The 14,516-nt window shown below is 66.6% G+C and carries 10 protein-coding genes and 1 pseudogene; 6 read left to right on the top strand and 5 right to left on the bottom strand.

Annotated elements, in window-relative coordinates; translation table 11 throughout:
- Nucleotides 1-18: 18 nt before the first annotated feature.
- The 3 genes from ACH4TV_RS41035 to ACH4TV_RS41025 form a co-directional block, all read right to left on the bottom strand.
- Nucleotides 19-864 (bottom strand): SDR family oxidoreductase, encoded by an 846-nt coding sequence (locus tag ACH4TV_RS41035; protein WP_398406464.1) that lies wholly within the window; start codon nt 862-864, stop codon nt 19-21.
- A gap of 44 nt (nt 865-908) precedes the next feature.
- Nucleotides 909-1,676 carry an SDR family NAD(P)-dependent oxidoreductase gene (locus tag ACH4TV_RS41030; protein WP_398406463.1) on the bottom strand — a complete coding sequence of 256 codons (768 nt, stop codon included), beginning with the start codon at nt 1,674-1,676 and terminating at the stop codon, nt 909-911.
- 188 nt (nt 1,677-1,864) lie between these two features.
- Nucleotides 1,865-2,434: an ester cyclase gene (locus tag ACH4TV_RS41025; RefSeq protein WP_398406462.1), complete on the bottom strand. Its 570-nt coding sequence runs from the start codon at nt 2,432-2,434 to the stop codon at nt 1,865-1,867.
- A 214-nt stretch (nt 2,435-2,648) separates the two neighbouring features.
- Here ACH4TV_RS41025 and ACH4TV_RS41020 point away from each other — a divergent pair, with 214 nt between their 5' ends.
- From ACH4TV_RS41020 to ACH4TV_RS41000, 5 genes and pseudogenes are all read left to right on the top strand, one after another.
- On the top strand, nt 2,649-3,608 hold the full coding sequence (locus ACH4TV_RS41020) for a helix-turn-helix domain-containing protein (RefSeq protein ID WP_398406461.1): 960 nt from the start codon (nt 2,649-2,651) through the stop codon (nt 3,606-3,608).
- A gap of 741 nt (nt 3,609-4,349) precedes the next feature.
- Complete coding sequence (locus ACH4TV_RS41015; RefSeq protein WP_398406460.1) at nt 4,350-5,624, top strand: FAD-binding oxidoreductase; 1,275 nt, start codon at nt 4,350-4,352, stop codon at nt 5,622-5,624.
- Nucleotides 5,625-5,692: 68 nt separating this feature from the next.
- Nucleotides 5,693-6,391, top strand: a complete 699-nt coding sequence (locus ACH4TV_RS41010) for a flavodoxin (RefSeq protein ID WP_330288732.1) — start codon at nt 5,693-5,695, stop codon at nt 6,389-6,391.
- Between the two features lie 24 nt (nt 6,392-6,415).
- Nucleotides 6,416-6,688: pseudogene (locus ACH4TV_RS41005) on the top strand (SDR family oxidoreductase); the annotation flags it as partial.
- 435 nt (nt 6,689-7,123) lie between these two features.
- Entirely contained in the window at nt 7,124-7,660 is a 537-nt protein-coding gene (locus tag ACH4TV_RS41000) for a LuxR C-terminal-related transcriptional regulator (RefSeq protein WP_398406459.1), read from the top strand.
- Between the two features lie 311 nt (nt 7,661-7,971).
- Here the strand turns inward: ACH4TV_RS41000 and ACH4TV_RS40995 are convergent, their stop codons facing one another.
- Nucleotides 7,972-11,262 (bottom strand): S8 family serine peptidase, encoded by a 3,291-nt coding sequence (locus ACH4TV_RS40995; RefSeq protein WP_398406458.1) that lies wholly within the window; start codon nt 11,260-11,262, stop codon nt 7,972-7,974.
- A gap of 732 nt (nt 11,263-11,994) precedes the next feature.
- Entirely contained in the window at nt 11,995-12,936 is a 942-nt protein-coding gene (locus tag ACH4TV_RS40990; protein WP_398406457.1) for a helix-turn-helix transcriptional regulator, read from the bottom strand.
- A 308-nt stretch (nt 12,937-13,244) separates the two neighbouring features.
- On the opposite strand from ACH4TV_RS40990, the gene ACH4TV_RS40985 reads away from it, so the two are divergent.
- On the top strand, nt 13,245-14,222 hold the full coding sequence (locus tag ACH4TV_RS40985) for an aldo/keto reductase (protein WP_398406456.1): 978 nt from the start codon (nt 13,245-13,247) through the stop codon (nt 14,220-14,222).
- Nucleotides 14,223-14,516: the final 294 nt, after the last annotated feature.

The following is a 14,516-nucleotide window of genomic DNA, read 5'->3' as shown; positions in this document are numbered from 1 at the left end:
AGCCTGGGTTTGGGTGTGTCAGGCGTTGGTGTCGTCGTGGCCGAGGTTGTCGCCGAGTTCGCGGGAGGCTTCGGCCTGGGCGAGGAGTTCGTTGGCTTTGGCGGTGACGCCTTCGATGGCGTCGGCTCCGGCGACGAAGCGCTGCAGGGGCTTGTCCTGGTCGGCGATGGTGAGCAGGGCGCGGGCGAGTTTGCCGGGATCTCCGGACTGCTGTCCGTTCATGCTCTTCCAGGCGGCGATGGTGGCGGTGGTGCGTTCGGCGTAGTCGTCGATGGTCGGCTCGGGCCAGGTGGTGGAGGCGTCGACGAGGAGTTCGGTGCGGAAGAAGCCGGGCTCCACGACCGTGGTGTGGATGCCGTACGGCTCGACGTCGTAGCGCAGGGATTCCATCCAGCCCTCGACGCCGAACTTGGAGGCGGCGTAGGCGACGCAGAACTCCTGGCCGGTGATGCCGGCGGAGGAGGAGAGGGTGATGACGTGCCCGGAGCGCTGCTTGCGCATGATCGGCAGGACGGCGCGGGTGACGTTCATCGGGCCGAAGAGGTTGGTCTCGATCTGCTGGCGCATCTGCGCGGGCGTGATCTCCTCGAAGTAGCCGGCGAAGAAGTTGCCGGCGTTGTTGATGAGGACGTCGATACGGCCGAAGCGCTCGACGGCGGCCTGCGCGGCGGCCTCGGCGTCCTCCAGGCTGGTGACGTCGAGCTTGGTGACCAGCAGGTTGTCCTGGGGTCCGCCGAGGGTCTTCTCGACCTCGTCGGGGCGGCGGCCGGTGGCGACGACCTGGTGGCCGGCGGCGAGGGCCTCGCGGGCGATGTCGGTGCCCAGACCGCGTCCGGCACCGGTGACGAGAATGACCTTGCTCATGAGGGTTCCTTGAAATGGTTGGCGGTGGATGGCGACGGGCGGGGTCAGGCCTGGTCGGTGGGCATGATCCACAGTTCGCCGATGGAGGCATGGCGGGGACGGGTGACCATGTAGGCGACGCCGTCCGCGATGTCATCGGGGGCGAGGACCTCGGTCTGCTCGTAGAAGGTGCCGATCGCTTCGCGGACCTCGGGCTTGTGGTCGTTGTGCGAACCCAACTCGGTGTCTACGCCACCGGGTTCGAGGACACCGACGCGGACGTGGCGCTGGGTGACCTCCTGGCGCAGGGACTCGGTGAAGCCGTTCACGCCGAACTTGGTGAGGTTGTAGACGCCGTAGCCGTTCCAGGCGACGCGACCGGCGATGGAGCTGATGTTGACGATGTCGGCGACCCGGCGGGGCCCGTCCTCGGCGGCCTTGAGCAGGTACGGGAGGGCGGCGCGGGTGGTGTAGAGCAGGCCCTGGACGTTGACGGCGATCATGCGCTCCCACTCGTCGGCGTCGGCACCGACGACGGGGCCCAGGAGCATCAGCCCGGCGTTGTTGACCAGGGTGTCGAGGCGTCCGAAGTGCTCGACGGTCTGCTGTACGGCGGCCTCGGCCTGGGCGCGGTCGGTGATGTCCGCTTCCACGACCAGGGCGATGCCGCCGGCCTTCTCGATCTCGGCGGCCAGCTCGGTCAGACGGTCCTTACGGCGGGCCACGAGGGCGACGGAGGCGCCGTCCTCGGCGAGCCGACGGGCGGTAGCGGCACCGATACCGCTGCTCGCACCGGTGACGAGAGCGACAGTGCCAGACAGCTTCGTTGCCACGGGAGGAGTCCTGTTCCTTGGTTTCTTTGGTTCTCTGGAAGCTTTGGTTCTCTGGAATGTGCTGCGCAGGGGCGGCGGAGGCCCGTACGCGCCGCGCCGAGCCGAGGGACGCGGCGAGCGCATGTCATGGCGTTGGCGCGGGGGCGGGTGTGGCGGAGCCGGGTGAAGTACAGAACTCCGCTCGGCTGCTACGCGGCGGGGATGGCGCCCATCTGCGTGAGGATGCCGAGCATGTCGAGCTGGGCGCGCTCCTCGACGATCTTGCCGTGGGACAGGCGGTAGAACGCGAAGCTCTCCGCGTGGATCTTCTTGCCCGTGCCCTCGACTCCGGCGAAGGGTCCCTCGTGCGTGCCGGTCATGGTGTAGCGGATGGCCACGGTGTCGCCCTCGGCCCGCATGTCCTCCACCGTCCACCTGAGATCGGGGAAGGCCTTCATGTTGGCGGCGACGATGCCGAGGTAGGTGTCCCGGCCCTGCTGTGTCGTTCCGCCGAAGTGCATGACGATGTTCGGGCTGATGAACTTCCTCGCCAGAGCAGGATCGCCGGTGGGCAGGAACTCACTGGTGAAGCGCTCCATGACGCGCTTGTTCACCTGCGCGGTTCCGTGGTTCCACGAGACGGACTCCGCCGTGATGCGAGACGACGAGCCGGAGCCGGCGTTGCCGCCGGCCGCGTCCGCGGCACCCGATCCGAAGGCCGCGAGGCCGAGCACGCCCAGCGCCGTGACGACGACGGCCGGCTTGGTGTATCGACGCATGATTCATCCTTCTGATTCCAGGGACCGCGGCGCCGGCGGCGCCGCGGAAGGGCTGGTTACGGCTGCAGAAGTGCCGCCGTATCCGGGCCGTTCACACCACCGTGGGCGGTGCACCACCAACAGAACCGTTTGTCACAGGAGTTTGGGAGTCCCTGATGAGGGGGTCACTGACAGGGACCCCCAGACAGAGGAAAGCGCTCGTAGAGTGGAGCGCATGACAGGCAGAAACGACCCCTATGACACCAATCGCGATATGCGTGATGATTTCCGTGCAGAGATCCGGGAATTCCTGGGCACGCGACGGGCCAGGGTCACCCCCGAGCAGGCCGGACTGCCCTCGTACGGGGGCGACCGGCGGCGGGTCAACGGGCTGCGCCGGGAGGAGGTCGCCCTGCTCGCGGGCATCTCCAGCGAGTACTACACCCGGCTGGAGCGCGGCAACGCCACCGGCGTCTCCGAGAGCGTCATCGACGGCATCGCGCAAGCGCTGCGACTCGACGAGGCCGAGCGCATCCATCTGCTCGACCTCCTGCGCGGCGCCGGCACGACCCGTCCCCCTCGCCGCAAGCCCGCCCAGCAGCGCGTCCGGCCCGCGGTGCAGCGGGTCCTCGACTCGATGACCGGAACACCCGCGTTCGTCCTTAGTGGACGCCTGGACATCCTGGCCGCCAACCACCTCGGACGCGCGCTGTTCTCCCCGGTCTACGCCGACCCGGCGCGGCCGCCCAACAACGCGAGGTTCGTCTTCCTCGACCCGCACGCACCCGAGTTCTTCCGAGACTGGGACCAGGTCGCCAACGACGTCGTCGCCATGCTGCGCGCCGAGGCCGGCCGCGACGCCTACGACCGACGCCTGACCGACCTCATCGGGGAACTGTCCACCCGCAGCGAGGACTTCCGCCGCCGCTGGGCCGCCCACAACGTCCGCATCCACACCACCGGCCTGAAACGCTTCCACCACCCGGTCGTCGGCGACCTCGACCTGCCCTTCGAGACCTTCCCTCTCGGAGGCGACGCCAGCCAGAGCCTCCTCACCTACACCGCCGAGCCCGCATCACGTTCGCAGGACGCCCTGAACCTGCTAGCCAGCTGGGCCGCAACCAACGACGACATCGACGAGTCCGAGCCGGCCGACGAGTCCGAGTCGGCTGGGTCGGCCGAGACCTCCGACTGACCGACGAGCCACGCGTCTCGATCCGCGGGAGTCGTCAACATCTGCGGCCCAGCGACACGATCCGCCACCGAAGCATCGGCTGCCGCGGATGCCCTGACCCACGGCTGCGCCATGGCCTTCACCGCACAGGCGTCATGTTCCTGGCCGCACTGGCCGATATCGCCGACGTCAGACCAGCCCCCGGCGAACCCGAGGACCACTATCTGTCAGGGAGCCGCGCCGTCGTCGAGTGCGCGATGAAACCCATGTGGGATTCCTGACGTACGCCCCCGCAACGTGTGGCTGCCTCATGCACCTCACTCCCCGTCCTGAACGAAACGTCGAGGCCTGGGCTGTCACCAAGGCTGTGCGGAGCCATGTCTCCGCCGCAATTGAATCCTCCGCAGAAGAACGGTCATCGGCATCGCAATGGGGCACAGACAGGAGATCCACGCAATGGAAACAGGAGGGGTACTCGATGAGTAAGGCCTCGAAGTCACCCGATGGCAGAAAAGCTCATTGGCTGGGTAATCGACCGACGCAAGCCCTCACCGAGAAGAGCCCACGCGGGAACCTGAAATACAAAGCAATCGCCCTGATCACTGTTGCTGCCCTGACTGTGGCAGTACTCGTTTATGTCAACCTGCAAAATGTGCGAGACACGGGCAGGCGAGCTGGTTCGCTCGTAAGCGATGCCAGAACACCTGAGTCCGCACAACGGTCGAGCGAGCCGGACCGGATAACCCGGGTGGAGCCCTAGCGATGCTACGTAAACTGCTGTTCTGGAGCTTCGCGGTGGCGTTTCCGCTCCCACTGGTGCTCACCTACGATCTCGTGGCCGATGAACCCGAACGCCTGAAGTTCTATGTCTTCCTCGGCTTGATTGCATATACATGGTGGCTGTTGTCCATCGTGCTCAGCGTGAGACCGTCCTGGCTGCACCGTTTCGTAGGACTTCCGTCCATCTACGGCTTGCATGGGGCGCTCGGCGTAGTGGCAATCGCTGCGGCCTATATACACCGCGACAACTCCTACTCGCCGGACCGGCTGGCTCGAATTCTGGGGGATTGGGCGTTCTACGGGACGCTCGCAGTGCTGTGCTACTCGGTGTTCTTCATGAGTGGGTGGTTCGTCGACAGGTCGAGACTGCTGCTGGCGGTCAAGAGACTTCTGGAGACTGTCTTCCGCCGTCGGCTTTCCCTGTGGATTCATCGGCTCAACCTGGTGATCGTGGCGATGATCTGGCTGCACGCTCACCTACTCGTGAGAGTGAACCAGTACTTTGCGTTCATGGTGCTTTTCGATCTGTACACAGTGATGGCACTCGGCATCTACGTCTGGAAGAAATGGATCGCGCCCGACACGTACCTGATGGGGACCGTCACAGGCAACGAAACGCGCGGTGGGGCGACCCGCAGGGTGTCGGTGGGCCTCGACAGCAAAGCGGCGACCTTGCAGCCAGGTGACTTCTTCTTCCTCAGCTTCGAGGGGTCTTCTTCCGTGAGCAGAGAATGGCACCCCTTCTCAGTCACCGACGACAATCAGAAGACCCTGAGCTTCACGATTCGGCAGCACGGAGACTTCACTCGCCGCCTCGACAATGTCGAAGTGGGAACCCGCGTCCGCCTGGAGGGGCCATTCGGCCGCTTCGAATCGATCATCCAAGGGCGGGACCGTGAAGCCCCGCTCGTCCTCGTCGGAATGGGCGCGGGCGTGGCGCCCCTTCTCAGCCTGGCAGCAGCACACCACACCACGCGAAAGATTCACCTGCTGTGGGCGGTGCGTAACCCAGAAGACGCCTATTACCGTGACGTGCTCGAGGAGTACCAGGCGGCGTCCGGTAGCCAGATGCAGGTCACCATCAATGTTGGCCGGTTTCGACGCGAAGATCTTGCCGACACTCTTTCCGCGGAGGCAATTACAAAGGGCGCGTTCTTCATCGTGGGTCCGAACCCCGCCGTGTTGGCAAACCAGCGTCTACTGCGGCGCATCGGAGTCTCTGCACGGCGAATACACCAAGAACGCCTCACCATGTAGACGGTGCGGCCACCTTTCCAAGCCGCCCCAATGAAATCGACATAGACGACGAAACGGAGTTCACTGAGATGACAAACACTACGCGCCGGAAATTTCTTGCACTGGTCACCGTCGCATTGGCGGGAGGTAGCGTCGCCGGCTGCTCGATAGTAGGAGGGGCAGGCGAGGCACTCAGCGATTCCGGATCTTCGGAAACCGCCCCTCCGCTGGACAAATCGCGTACTCTGGTCGCCTATTTTTCGATGCCGGAAACCGATGACCCGACCAACATGACCGAGGACGAGGAGAGCAGTACTCACGTCGTTGACGGCAAGGTTCTCGGAAACACCCAGCACGTCGCTCAACTCATTGGGGAGAGCACGGGTGCCGGAATGTTCCGCATCGAGACAGCAGAGGAGATGCCTCTTGATCATAAAACGCTGTCGGATCTTGCACTCAAACAGCAGGAAGAAAACGAAAGGCCGAAACTCAAGGCTCTGATCCCGAACCTCGAAGAGTATGACACCGTGTTCATCGGTTATCCGATCTGGTGGTACGGCCTGCCGATGCCGGTGTACACATTCCTTGAGCAGCACGATTTCAGCAAAAAGAACATCATCCTGTTCAGCACCCACGGTGGAAGCCGCCTGTCGGGAACTGTTGAAATCGTCACCGAAAAGCTTGCTGATTCAACCGTGATCAGTAATGCGTTCACGATCTCGCGAGACGACATGGGCAGTGCAGAGGCGGGGGTGGGTGATTGGCTCGACAGCCTCGGGGTTTCATGACGCTCGCCAGCTGATCCCAACTCCTGGGGCGAGCGGGGAGCCCGGATCAACTCCATCAGCCCCGGCGTGATCGCCACCCCCATGGGACAGCAGGAACTCGACGGCGACAGCGGCCACATCATGCGCGCCATGATCGCAGCGTCGGGAACCGGCCGTCCGGGCACTCCCGACGACATCGCCGAGGCCGCCGCCTCCCTCCTCGGCCCCAACGCCACCTTCATCACCGGCAACGACCTGCTCGTGGACGGCGGCGTCGTCGCCGCCATCCGCACCGGCCGCCTCACACCTGCCGCCTGACCCGGAGGACCGGGGCACAGCGGCACTCCCGCACCCCGGCCATCCTCCACCACCCCACGAACCGTCAGCCCTCATGACGCCACGCTTTGAAGGTCGGCGAGAGGCCTTGCTCGCTTTGCCTTCTTTGGGAATTTTTCCCCGTTTCCGGTGTGCCATATCGCCATTTTGCACCGGATGAGCAAGATGCTAAAACTTTCAATATCATCGGAGTAGGTAACCACAAAGGGCTCCGATACACTCCCCCCACATGGAGTTGTAGTGATTCACCACTTCGCTTTCCAAATGGACCCCCCTTATCCGATACCGTTGTCGGTCGCTCTCGTCAGCTGTCACGACATCAGGTCGGTATCTCTCGCCGGCGTCAGCGCCCGACTGGTCCGGGAACCGCACGAGCTCCGCCCGAGTGACGACGTCGTACTGTTTTACGGATCCGGCATGGCACAGCGGCTGAGGTGTTTCTCGGACAAGATGGAGGGCTTGCTGCCGCCCGCCGTGGTCTTGGCCCACGGGCTTGACTGGGATGACGTGCGCCTGGCGCTGGACAGTGGAGCCGCCGGCTATCTCCTGGAGAACCGGTACGCGTACCTGCTCGCCGAGGCGCTATGGTGCGCCGCCCGCGGTTCCAGCATCCTGGACCCGGAAATCGCCGCCGAACAGGTCCGGGTCGCCGTCCGGGCCAGGGCCGACGAGGAGGAGCGCACCAGAACGACGGAGAGGACGAAGTCGGCGACGTCCGCCGATCGACTGCGGCAACTGTCCCGGCGGGAACGGCAGATCATGGAACTGCTCGTCTCCGGGCGGGGCGTCAGTGACGTCGCCCGGGAACTGTTCCTGACCGACAAGACGGTGCGGAACTATCTGAGCCGCATCTACGTGAAGCTCAACGCGCGCTGCCTGTCGGAGGCGATCCTGTACTGGCTCGGGCACCTGGACGCCCCATCCGCGACCGATACCCCCGGAATCCAGACGTAGGCGGATCGGCGGCCGGCCGGAGCGCCGCCTGCTGAATCGGTGCCCTCCGCCTGCGTCGACGGGGCGAGGCGTGTCGTCTCGGCCACGGGCCTACGGGCACGCCTCGGCGGGTACCGGCCGGGGCCGTAGCTCGGATCGCCTCCGTCTCCACTGATCGTCGTGGCACTCCGGTTCAGGGGCACCGTGGGCGGCGGCCTGGTCGCCGAGCTCGGACGTCAGTGCCCAGGGCGGTCGGAGCCGTCCCGGGCACTGACGTGGAGGTGGGCTGGTGCCTCAGCCGGGCGGGCGTGAGGCTGTGGCGTCACCCGCGTCTACGGCGTCACCTTCCCGATCTTGACAGTGCCTTTGCCCACGAAGGTCCCGCGGTCGTTGAGCAGGTGCACCTCGCCGAAGAGCGTGCGGCTCTCCCGTGCTGCGGTCGCGGCCGTGACGTGTGCGGACACGGTCGCCGAGGCGCCCGTGCCGACCAGCACCGGCCCCGCATCGTCTGGGGTAAGCGAGCCAAGGGCGGTGGAGAAGAACAGGTCGCGGTAGTCGTAGGCGGTGGAACCGGAGGCGATGTCGAAGCCCACCACCTCGATCGTGTAGGTGCCGGCGGGCGGACGAGACACGGAGACCGACTCCTCGGCGTCGCTGTCCGCGTCCATGCCGACGAGGTCGCCGTCGGCGTCGTACACCCGCAGATCCAGGTCGGTGGCCTTGTCCGAGGGGTTGCCGATGGCGACGTCCAGTGACGTGGTGCCCTCGGGCACCTCGACCGTGGTGGTCTGTGTGTCGCCGGTGGCGATGGTGGGACGTGTGGTCCGCGACGAGCCGAGCGGGCCGCCCTTGATGGTGCCGTTCACCGGCGCGTACTCGTTCTCGGCCGTCCAGGAGACGGCGGCCGGTGTGCCCGCCTTGGCCTCCGGCACGGTCGCGGGCTCCGGGTCGAAGGAGGTGCGGTACACGGTGACGTCCAGGTTGTACGGATTGTCGAGCAGCTTCGAGGCGTAGGACGACTGGACCGCTATCTCCCAAACACCGGCCTGCGGGTCCGGGTACGCGGCCACATCGGGGCTGTCGGGGTCGTCGTCCCTGACGGGCAGACCGTACGGCTGGATCGCGCTCGCCACCGTCCGGCTACCGTCCTTCAGGCCGCCGAGCCTGATCTCCAGGCTGTTGGCGCCTTCGGGGACGGTCACGAAGTAGGTTTCCGTGCTGTTGCGCTGCACCGATCCCGAGGCGGAGTAGGTGTACTCGGCCGGCGTGGAGACCATCACGGTCATCAGGACCTGCTTGTCGACGCCCACTGTCGTTCGGTCATCGATCTCCAGGCGGGCGCTCTTGATTCCCTTGGACGTCGGCGTGGCCTGGACCTTCACGGTCACCGGACGGTTCAGCGGCAGTGCCACCGTCTGCGAGCCGAGGAGAGAGAAGGTGCGGGACTTGTTGTTCTTCAGCCGCAGCGTGTGCGGGACCGGGCCGTCGGGGCCGGAGGTACGCGTCAGGGTGACCTTGTACGTCTTCTTCTGGCCGGCCTCGAGACCGCCCTCGCGGTCGTAGATCCCGGTACCGAAGCCGGGCGTCTTCAGTGCCTGGTCGAGCGCGGTGTCGACCGGGGCCTTCACGGTGTACTCGTGGGCGTTCGCTCCCTCCTGGATCTCCTTCCAGGCAGCCTGGATGTCGATCAGGCCCGCACCCTCCTCGTACGCCTGAAGTCCTTTGATGTGGCGGGCGGTCGAGGTGAGCGCCGTTCGCAGTTTCACGGGGGTGAGGTCACCACCCCGCTGCTTGGCAGCGGACAGCAGCAACGCGCTCGCGCCCGCCGTCTGCGGGGACGCCATCGACGTGCCCTGGTACATGGTGTAGCCGGCAGGCAGGTTCCAGCCCGTGTACTGCTTGAAGAGCTGGGCGCCGGGCATCCAGGACGGGCTGGAGGAGACCGCCGAGCCAGGCGCTACCAGGGTCGGTGCGAACCCGCCGTCCTCGCGGGGGCCGCGGGCGGAGAAGGTGAACAGGCCGTACTTCTTCTCCACTTCGGAACCGTAGTTGGCGGCCCAGGTCTCCTTGGAGACGCCGGCGCCGACCGAGATCACCTTGTCGGCCAGGCCCGGGTCATCGATCGTGTTGGCGCCGGGGCCGGAGTTGCCTGCGGCGATCACGAGTTGGACGCCATAAGTGTCGATGAGGCGCGTGTACAGCTCGGCGCGCGCGTTGTTGCCATCGTTGAGCGCGGGCAGGCCGCCGATGGACATGTTGACGATGTCGACACCGCGGTTGACGACCAGGTCGATCATGCCCTCGGCCAGCGCGACGTTGGTGCAGCCGGCCCCGAAGATGCAGGCACGGGACGACACGATCCTCGCCCCCGGCGCGGCTCCGTTCATTTTGCCGCCGAACAGGCCGTTGGCCGCGGCGATACCGGCGACGTGGGTGCCGTGATATTTGCTGACGACGCCGATGTTGACGAAGTCGGACTTCTTGCCGACCCAGTCGCCGCCGAGCGGGTCCATGGGTACGTCCTTGCGGATCTCCACGACGAACGGCTGCCGCTCGGCGATGTCGGTCTCGGGGTCGTCGGTGCCGAACCAGCCGATCTGATGAGCGTCCTTGTACGGCTTCATCGGCTCGTCGTCGGTGAAGTCGTGGTTGTTGTTCAGGTCGACGGTGACCGCGCCGGCCGCCGGCTCATACAGCACGCCCCAGCTGTCCGTGGTGTCACCGTCGCGGTTCGCATCGCCGTCGGTCAGGCCGTCCTCGACCCTGCCGCCCCTGGTGACGGACTCGCGGAAGACGTTGACGCCGTACGAGCCCGAAGGGGCCTTCCAGCTCTGGCCGCCGTAGGTGAAGGCCGGCCCGGACACGTCGGTCGTCATCGCGCGCCAGGTGCCGTCGCCGTCGACGATCGGGGCGGTGGCCGTCACCCAGTCGACGATCTTCCGCTCGCCGGTTGTGGTCTTCTGCAGCGCCGGGCTCGCGAGGTCCACTCCGGTGTCGAGGACACCGATGGTGACACCTCTGCCGTCCGCCTTCGGGTGTTTCTTTACGAAGTCGACGGCGCCCGTCTCGAAGGACGGGTTGTACGGGTTCTCGGCCGGGGTGTCCTTCCCGGGACCGGGATAGGTGTCCGAAGTCGCCTGCACGGCAGCGCCATTTACCCCGTGGGCAGCAGGCAACGGATCTTCCTGCCGTATCTCGTCGCGCAGGTCGATGCCGTGGACGGAGGAGAGCTTCACGGCGGCGGCGATGGCGGAGTCCGCGCGGCCGGTGGGGACGGTGGCCCGGACGTATCCGAGCTTGTCGTAGGTGCGGCCGACGGAGCCGCCCTTGACCGCGTCCAATTCCTCGGCGACCTGCTCGGTCTTCCCCGGAGCGGTGGCGATCATCATCGTGACGTTCTTCTCGCCGGTGGCCTCCGCCTCGGCGAGCAGCTCGGCGTCCGCCGAACCGAGCTTGTCATGCGCGGACTTGGGTCTCTCGGCAGAGGAGTGGCCCTCGGCAGCGAAAGTCAGGGGTATCAGCCCGGTCGTGGTGAGTACGGCCGTCAGTCCGGCGGCCACGGCTATGCGGGTTAAGCGTCTTCCACCCGATATCGGGTGGACGTGGGGGGTGGTGGGGGGCATTCGATTCCTTTCCCTCGGGGCGGTTCGTCCGCCACGGGGTGACGGTGACCGTCAGGGGAGTTCGGCCGACCGTCGCGGTTCTGTCGCCGTACTCCACCAGGCCGTCCGACTGTCGTGATCAGGCGGCCTGCCCAAGGATTCGCGCCACGTCGATCGACGGGATAGAGGCAAATCTCATCAACTGCGGTCACGTGCCTGTGTCTTGTCTCACGCTTTGGTGCTCCGCCAACGGGCCTGCCCTGAAGCCGTGTTCGAGCGAGAGTCGCCGCAGCGACCGGACGCGCTCGGTGCGGCGTAGGTGACTTCAGCGCCGTCAGTTACCAGGGAGGGATTCGATCCGCGACAGGGTCCCCGCGAATGAATATTCTGTAGCCCCTTCAAGCAAGTTGGGGAGAGTCACCTGCGCGGCCGGGATCGGCCACTTCCCGACGGCCCTGACAGGGGGCCGGGCTACTCTTTCGAAGCGGACGTTGCCTAGCGATCTGACGGTCGGGGCCACGTTGACTCAGGTGAGTGTCTGCCCCCACGGCATGCAGATGGGTTGAAAGAACACGAGGTTGTCGTTGGGACGCGCAGCCCGCGGAACTGCCCGCACCTCGGAGTGAGGTTCCGTGTCGGACTACGTGGCAACGCTGGCCTGGTTCTGGTGGCGGCCCAGCTGGCCAGGGACATCAACGCTTGGCGGCAGGCGGGGTCGCCAAAAGCTCCCGCATTTTCATCACGGTGGGCGCGTCAGGACGTAAAAGGCGAGCCCCCGTTCGGCCGTGTGCCCTGGCTGTGGGCCGAGGGAGTGGTCGCCTGCACCGTCCTGTTGGAGGACTGTTCGTGCGCGGTCATGTCGAGGAGGACGATCGCGTCGTGTTCGGGAGTGCCGGGTTCGGCGTAGTACGTGACCAGGCGCTGGCCGGGGGTCCCCTCCAGTTGCATGGACTGGTAGCCCAGGGTGAGGGTGCCGACCTCCGGGTGGTGGTAGGTCTTGTGGCCGTAAGCGCGTCCTCGGACGTCGTAGCGTTCCCAGAGGCGGGCGAACTCCGGGCTCTTGAGAAGGAGTTCACCTACGAGCTGGGCGAGGTCGGGGGCATCGGGATCGGTGCCGGCCACGGCGCGCAGGCGGGCCACGCAGCCACGTAGTGAGTTCTCCCAGTCGTCGAACACCTCGCGGGCCGCGGGGTGGAGGAATGAGTAGCGCGCGGTGTTGCGCTGCCTGGCCGGCCAGTCCTCGATGCCGGGGAGGAGTCGCAGCCCGGCCGGGTTGTGGGCGAGCAGGTCGAACGTGCGGCTGACCACGTGAGCGGGGTTGGGCCGCAGGCTCTCCAGCAGCAGTTTCACACCGGGACGTACAGTGCGACTGGGCGTCGGCGGTGGCTCCGATGCGGTGCGTGCGGCGAGGGCGGCCAGGCTGCGCAGGTGGTCGTGCTCCTCGTCCTCCAGCAGGAGGGCGCGGGCCAGGGCGTCGATCACCGAGGGACTGGGACGGTTCTCCTTGCCGCGTTCCAGGCGGACGTAGTAGTCGACGCTGATCCCGGCCAGAGTGGCCAGTTCCTCACGGCGCAGCCCGGGCGTGCGGCGCCGACCGGTGCCGGCGGTCAGGCCGGCCTCGGCGGGGGTCACCTGGGCCCTGCGGGCGCGCAGGAAGCGCCCCAGTTCGGTGCCATGCTCCTGCTGACTTGTCATGACTTCAGTGTCGCAGTGCCGTGACCTGCGAGGTAGTCGCAGGGGGGCCCTGTCACACCCCCGAACCGCGCTCCCTGGCTCAACAGGGACTCCCTTGCGGCGGCCGATGCGGGCAGGGTCGATGTTGTTCAGAGACAGGATCGACACGCACCGCGGCACCGCCGCAGGAGGACCCGAGTCCCGCCCGCAGCGACTCGGGGAGCACGACAATCGCTGCTTCTTTCGTACGAGCCTCCCCGTACAAGCGGCATCCAGCGGGTGGTGCGGACGCGTCCGCAGGCAACCGAGAGACATACGGAGCTGTAGCCATGAAGCACATCAAGCTGGGGAGCCTGGACGTTTCCCGTATCGGTCTGGGCACGATGGGGATGAGCGCCTTCTACACCGGACACAGCGCGGACGACGCCGAGTCGATCCGTACCATCCACCGGGCGTTCGACCTGGGCGTCACCTTCATCGACACCGCCGAGGTCTACGGGCCGTTCACCAACGAGGAACTCGTGGGCCAGGCCGTCAAGGGCCGTCGTGACGAGGTCGTCGTGGCGACGAAGTTCGGTTTCCTCTCACACTCAGGCCGCGCCGCCGGCTCCCTGGACAGCAGCCCCGCGAGCATCCGCACCGCGGTCGAGGGATCCCTGAAGCGGCTCGGCACCGACTACATCGACCTGTACTACCAGCACCGGGTCGACCCGGACACGCCTATCGAGGACACCGTCGGCACGCTGGCGGAACTGGTCGCCGAGGGCAAGATCCGCCACATCGGCCTCTCCGAGGCCGGCCCCCAGACGATCCGCCGTGCCCACGCCGTCCACCCGGTCACCGCCGTGCAGTCGGAGTACTCCCTGTGGACCCGTGACCCGGAGGCGGAGGTGCTGACGGTGCTGCGCGAGCTGGGCATCGGCTTCGTGCCCTACTCCCCGCTGGGCCACGGATTCCTCACCGGTCAGATCCGCTCGACGGACGACCTCGCCGACGACGACTGGCGCAAGACCAACCCGCGTTTCATGGGCGAGAACTTCCAGCGCAACCTGCGCGTGGCCGACGAGGTCAAGGCCGTCGCCGACGAGGTCGACGCCACCCCGGCACAGGTGGCCCTGGCCTGGCTGCTGGCCCAGGGCGACGACATCGCCCCGATCCCCGGCACCAAGCGAGTCTCCCGCGTCGAGGAGAACACCGCCGCCGACGCCATCGACCTGAGCACCGAGCAGATCGCCAAGCTCGACAACCTCACCCCGGCCGCCGGCGACAGCCACAACGAGGCGGGCAAGCGGCTCCTGGAGCGCTGACCCTGCTCGTCCGCCGGCAGAGCGCGGCCACGCAGGGAACGTTTCCGACGAGGTGGACGACATCGACGCCCTCGGCACCGGCAAACGAAGTCGCACTGACCCGGTGGGCATCCGGCTCGGACTCATTCAGCCGTCGCTGAGCCGACCGGACCGCACAGGCGCCCCACACGATGCGTGCGGCGCACTCGGAGGATCAGAGAACGTGCGCGTGGGCGAGGTGTCTGCCCCTTTGAGGTCGCGTACGCAGCGCGAGCGTCCACTCCCGCCCTGCGTACGGGGAACGCCCACAGGAGG

The organism is Streptomyces sp. NPDC020898, from assembly GCF_044333925.1.
In the GTDB taxonomy this organism is placed as follows: domain Bacteria; phylum Actinomycetota; class Actinomycetes; order Streptomycetales; family Streptomycetaceae; genus Streptomyces.
The sequence above is the reverse complement of the archived record's forward strand: the minus strand, read 5'-3'. Positions and strand labels throughout refer to the sequence as shown.

Bases quoted from the DNA above. Each gene is read 5' to 3' on its own strand.
- ACH4TV_RS41035 (WP_398406464.1), bottom strand. From the start codon at position 864: ATGAGCAAGGTCATTCTCGTCACCGGTGCCGGACGCGGTCTGGGCACC.
- ACH4TV_RS41025 (WP_398406462.1), bottom strand. From the start codon at position 2,434: ATGCGTCGATACACCAAGCCGGCCGTCGTCGTCACGGCGCTGGGCGTG.
- ACH4TV_RS41020 (WP_398406461.1), top strand. From the start codon at position 2,649: ATGACAGGCAGAAACGACCCCTATGACACCAATCGCGATATGCGTGAT.
- ACH4TV_RS41015 (WP_398406460.1), top strand. From the start codon at position 4,350: ATGCTACGTAAACTGCTGTTCTGGAGCTTCGCGGTGGCGTTTCCGCTC.
- ACH4TV_RS41010 (WP_330288732.1), top strand. From the start codon at position 5,693: ATGACAAACACTACGCGCCGGAAATTTCTTGCACTGGTCACCGTCGCA.
- ACH4TV_RS41000 (WP_398406459.1), top strand. From the start codon at position 7,124: ATGGCACAGCGGCTGAGGTGTTTCTCGGACAAGATGGAGGGCTTGCTG.
- ACH4TV_RS40995 (WP_398406458.1), bottom strand. From the start codon at position 11,262: ATGCCCCCCACCACCCCCCACGTCCACCCGATATCGGGTGGAAGACGC.
- ACH4TV_RS40990 (WP_398406457.1), bottom strand. From the start codon at position 12,936: ATGACAAGTCAGCAGGAGCATGGCACCGAACTGGGGCGCTTCCTGCGC.
- ACH4TV_RS40985 (WP_398406456.1), top strand. From the start codon at position 13,245: ATGAAGCACATCAAGCTGGGGAGCCTGGACGTTTCCCGTATCGGTCTG.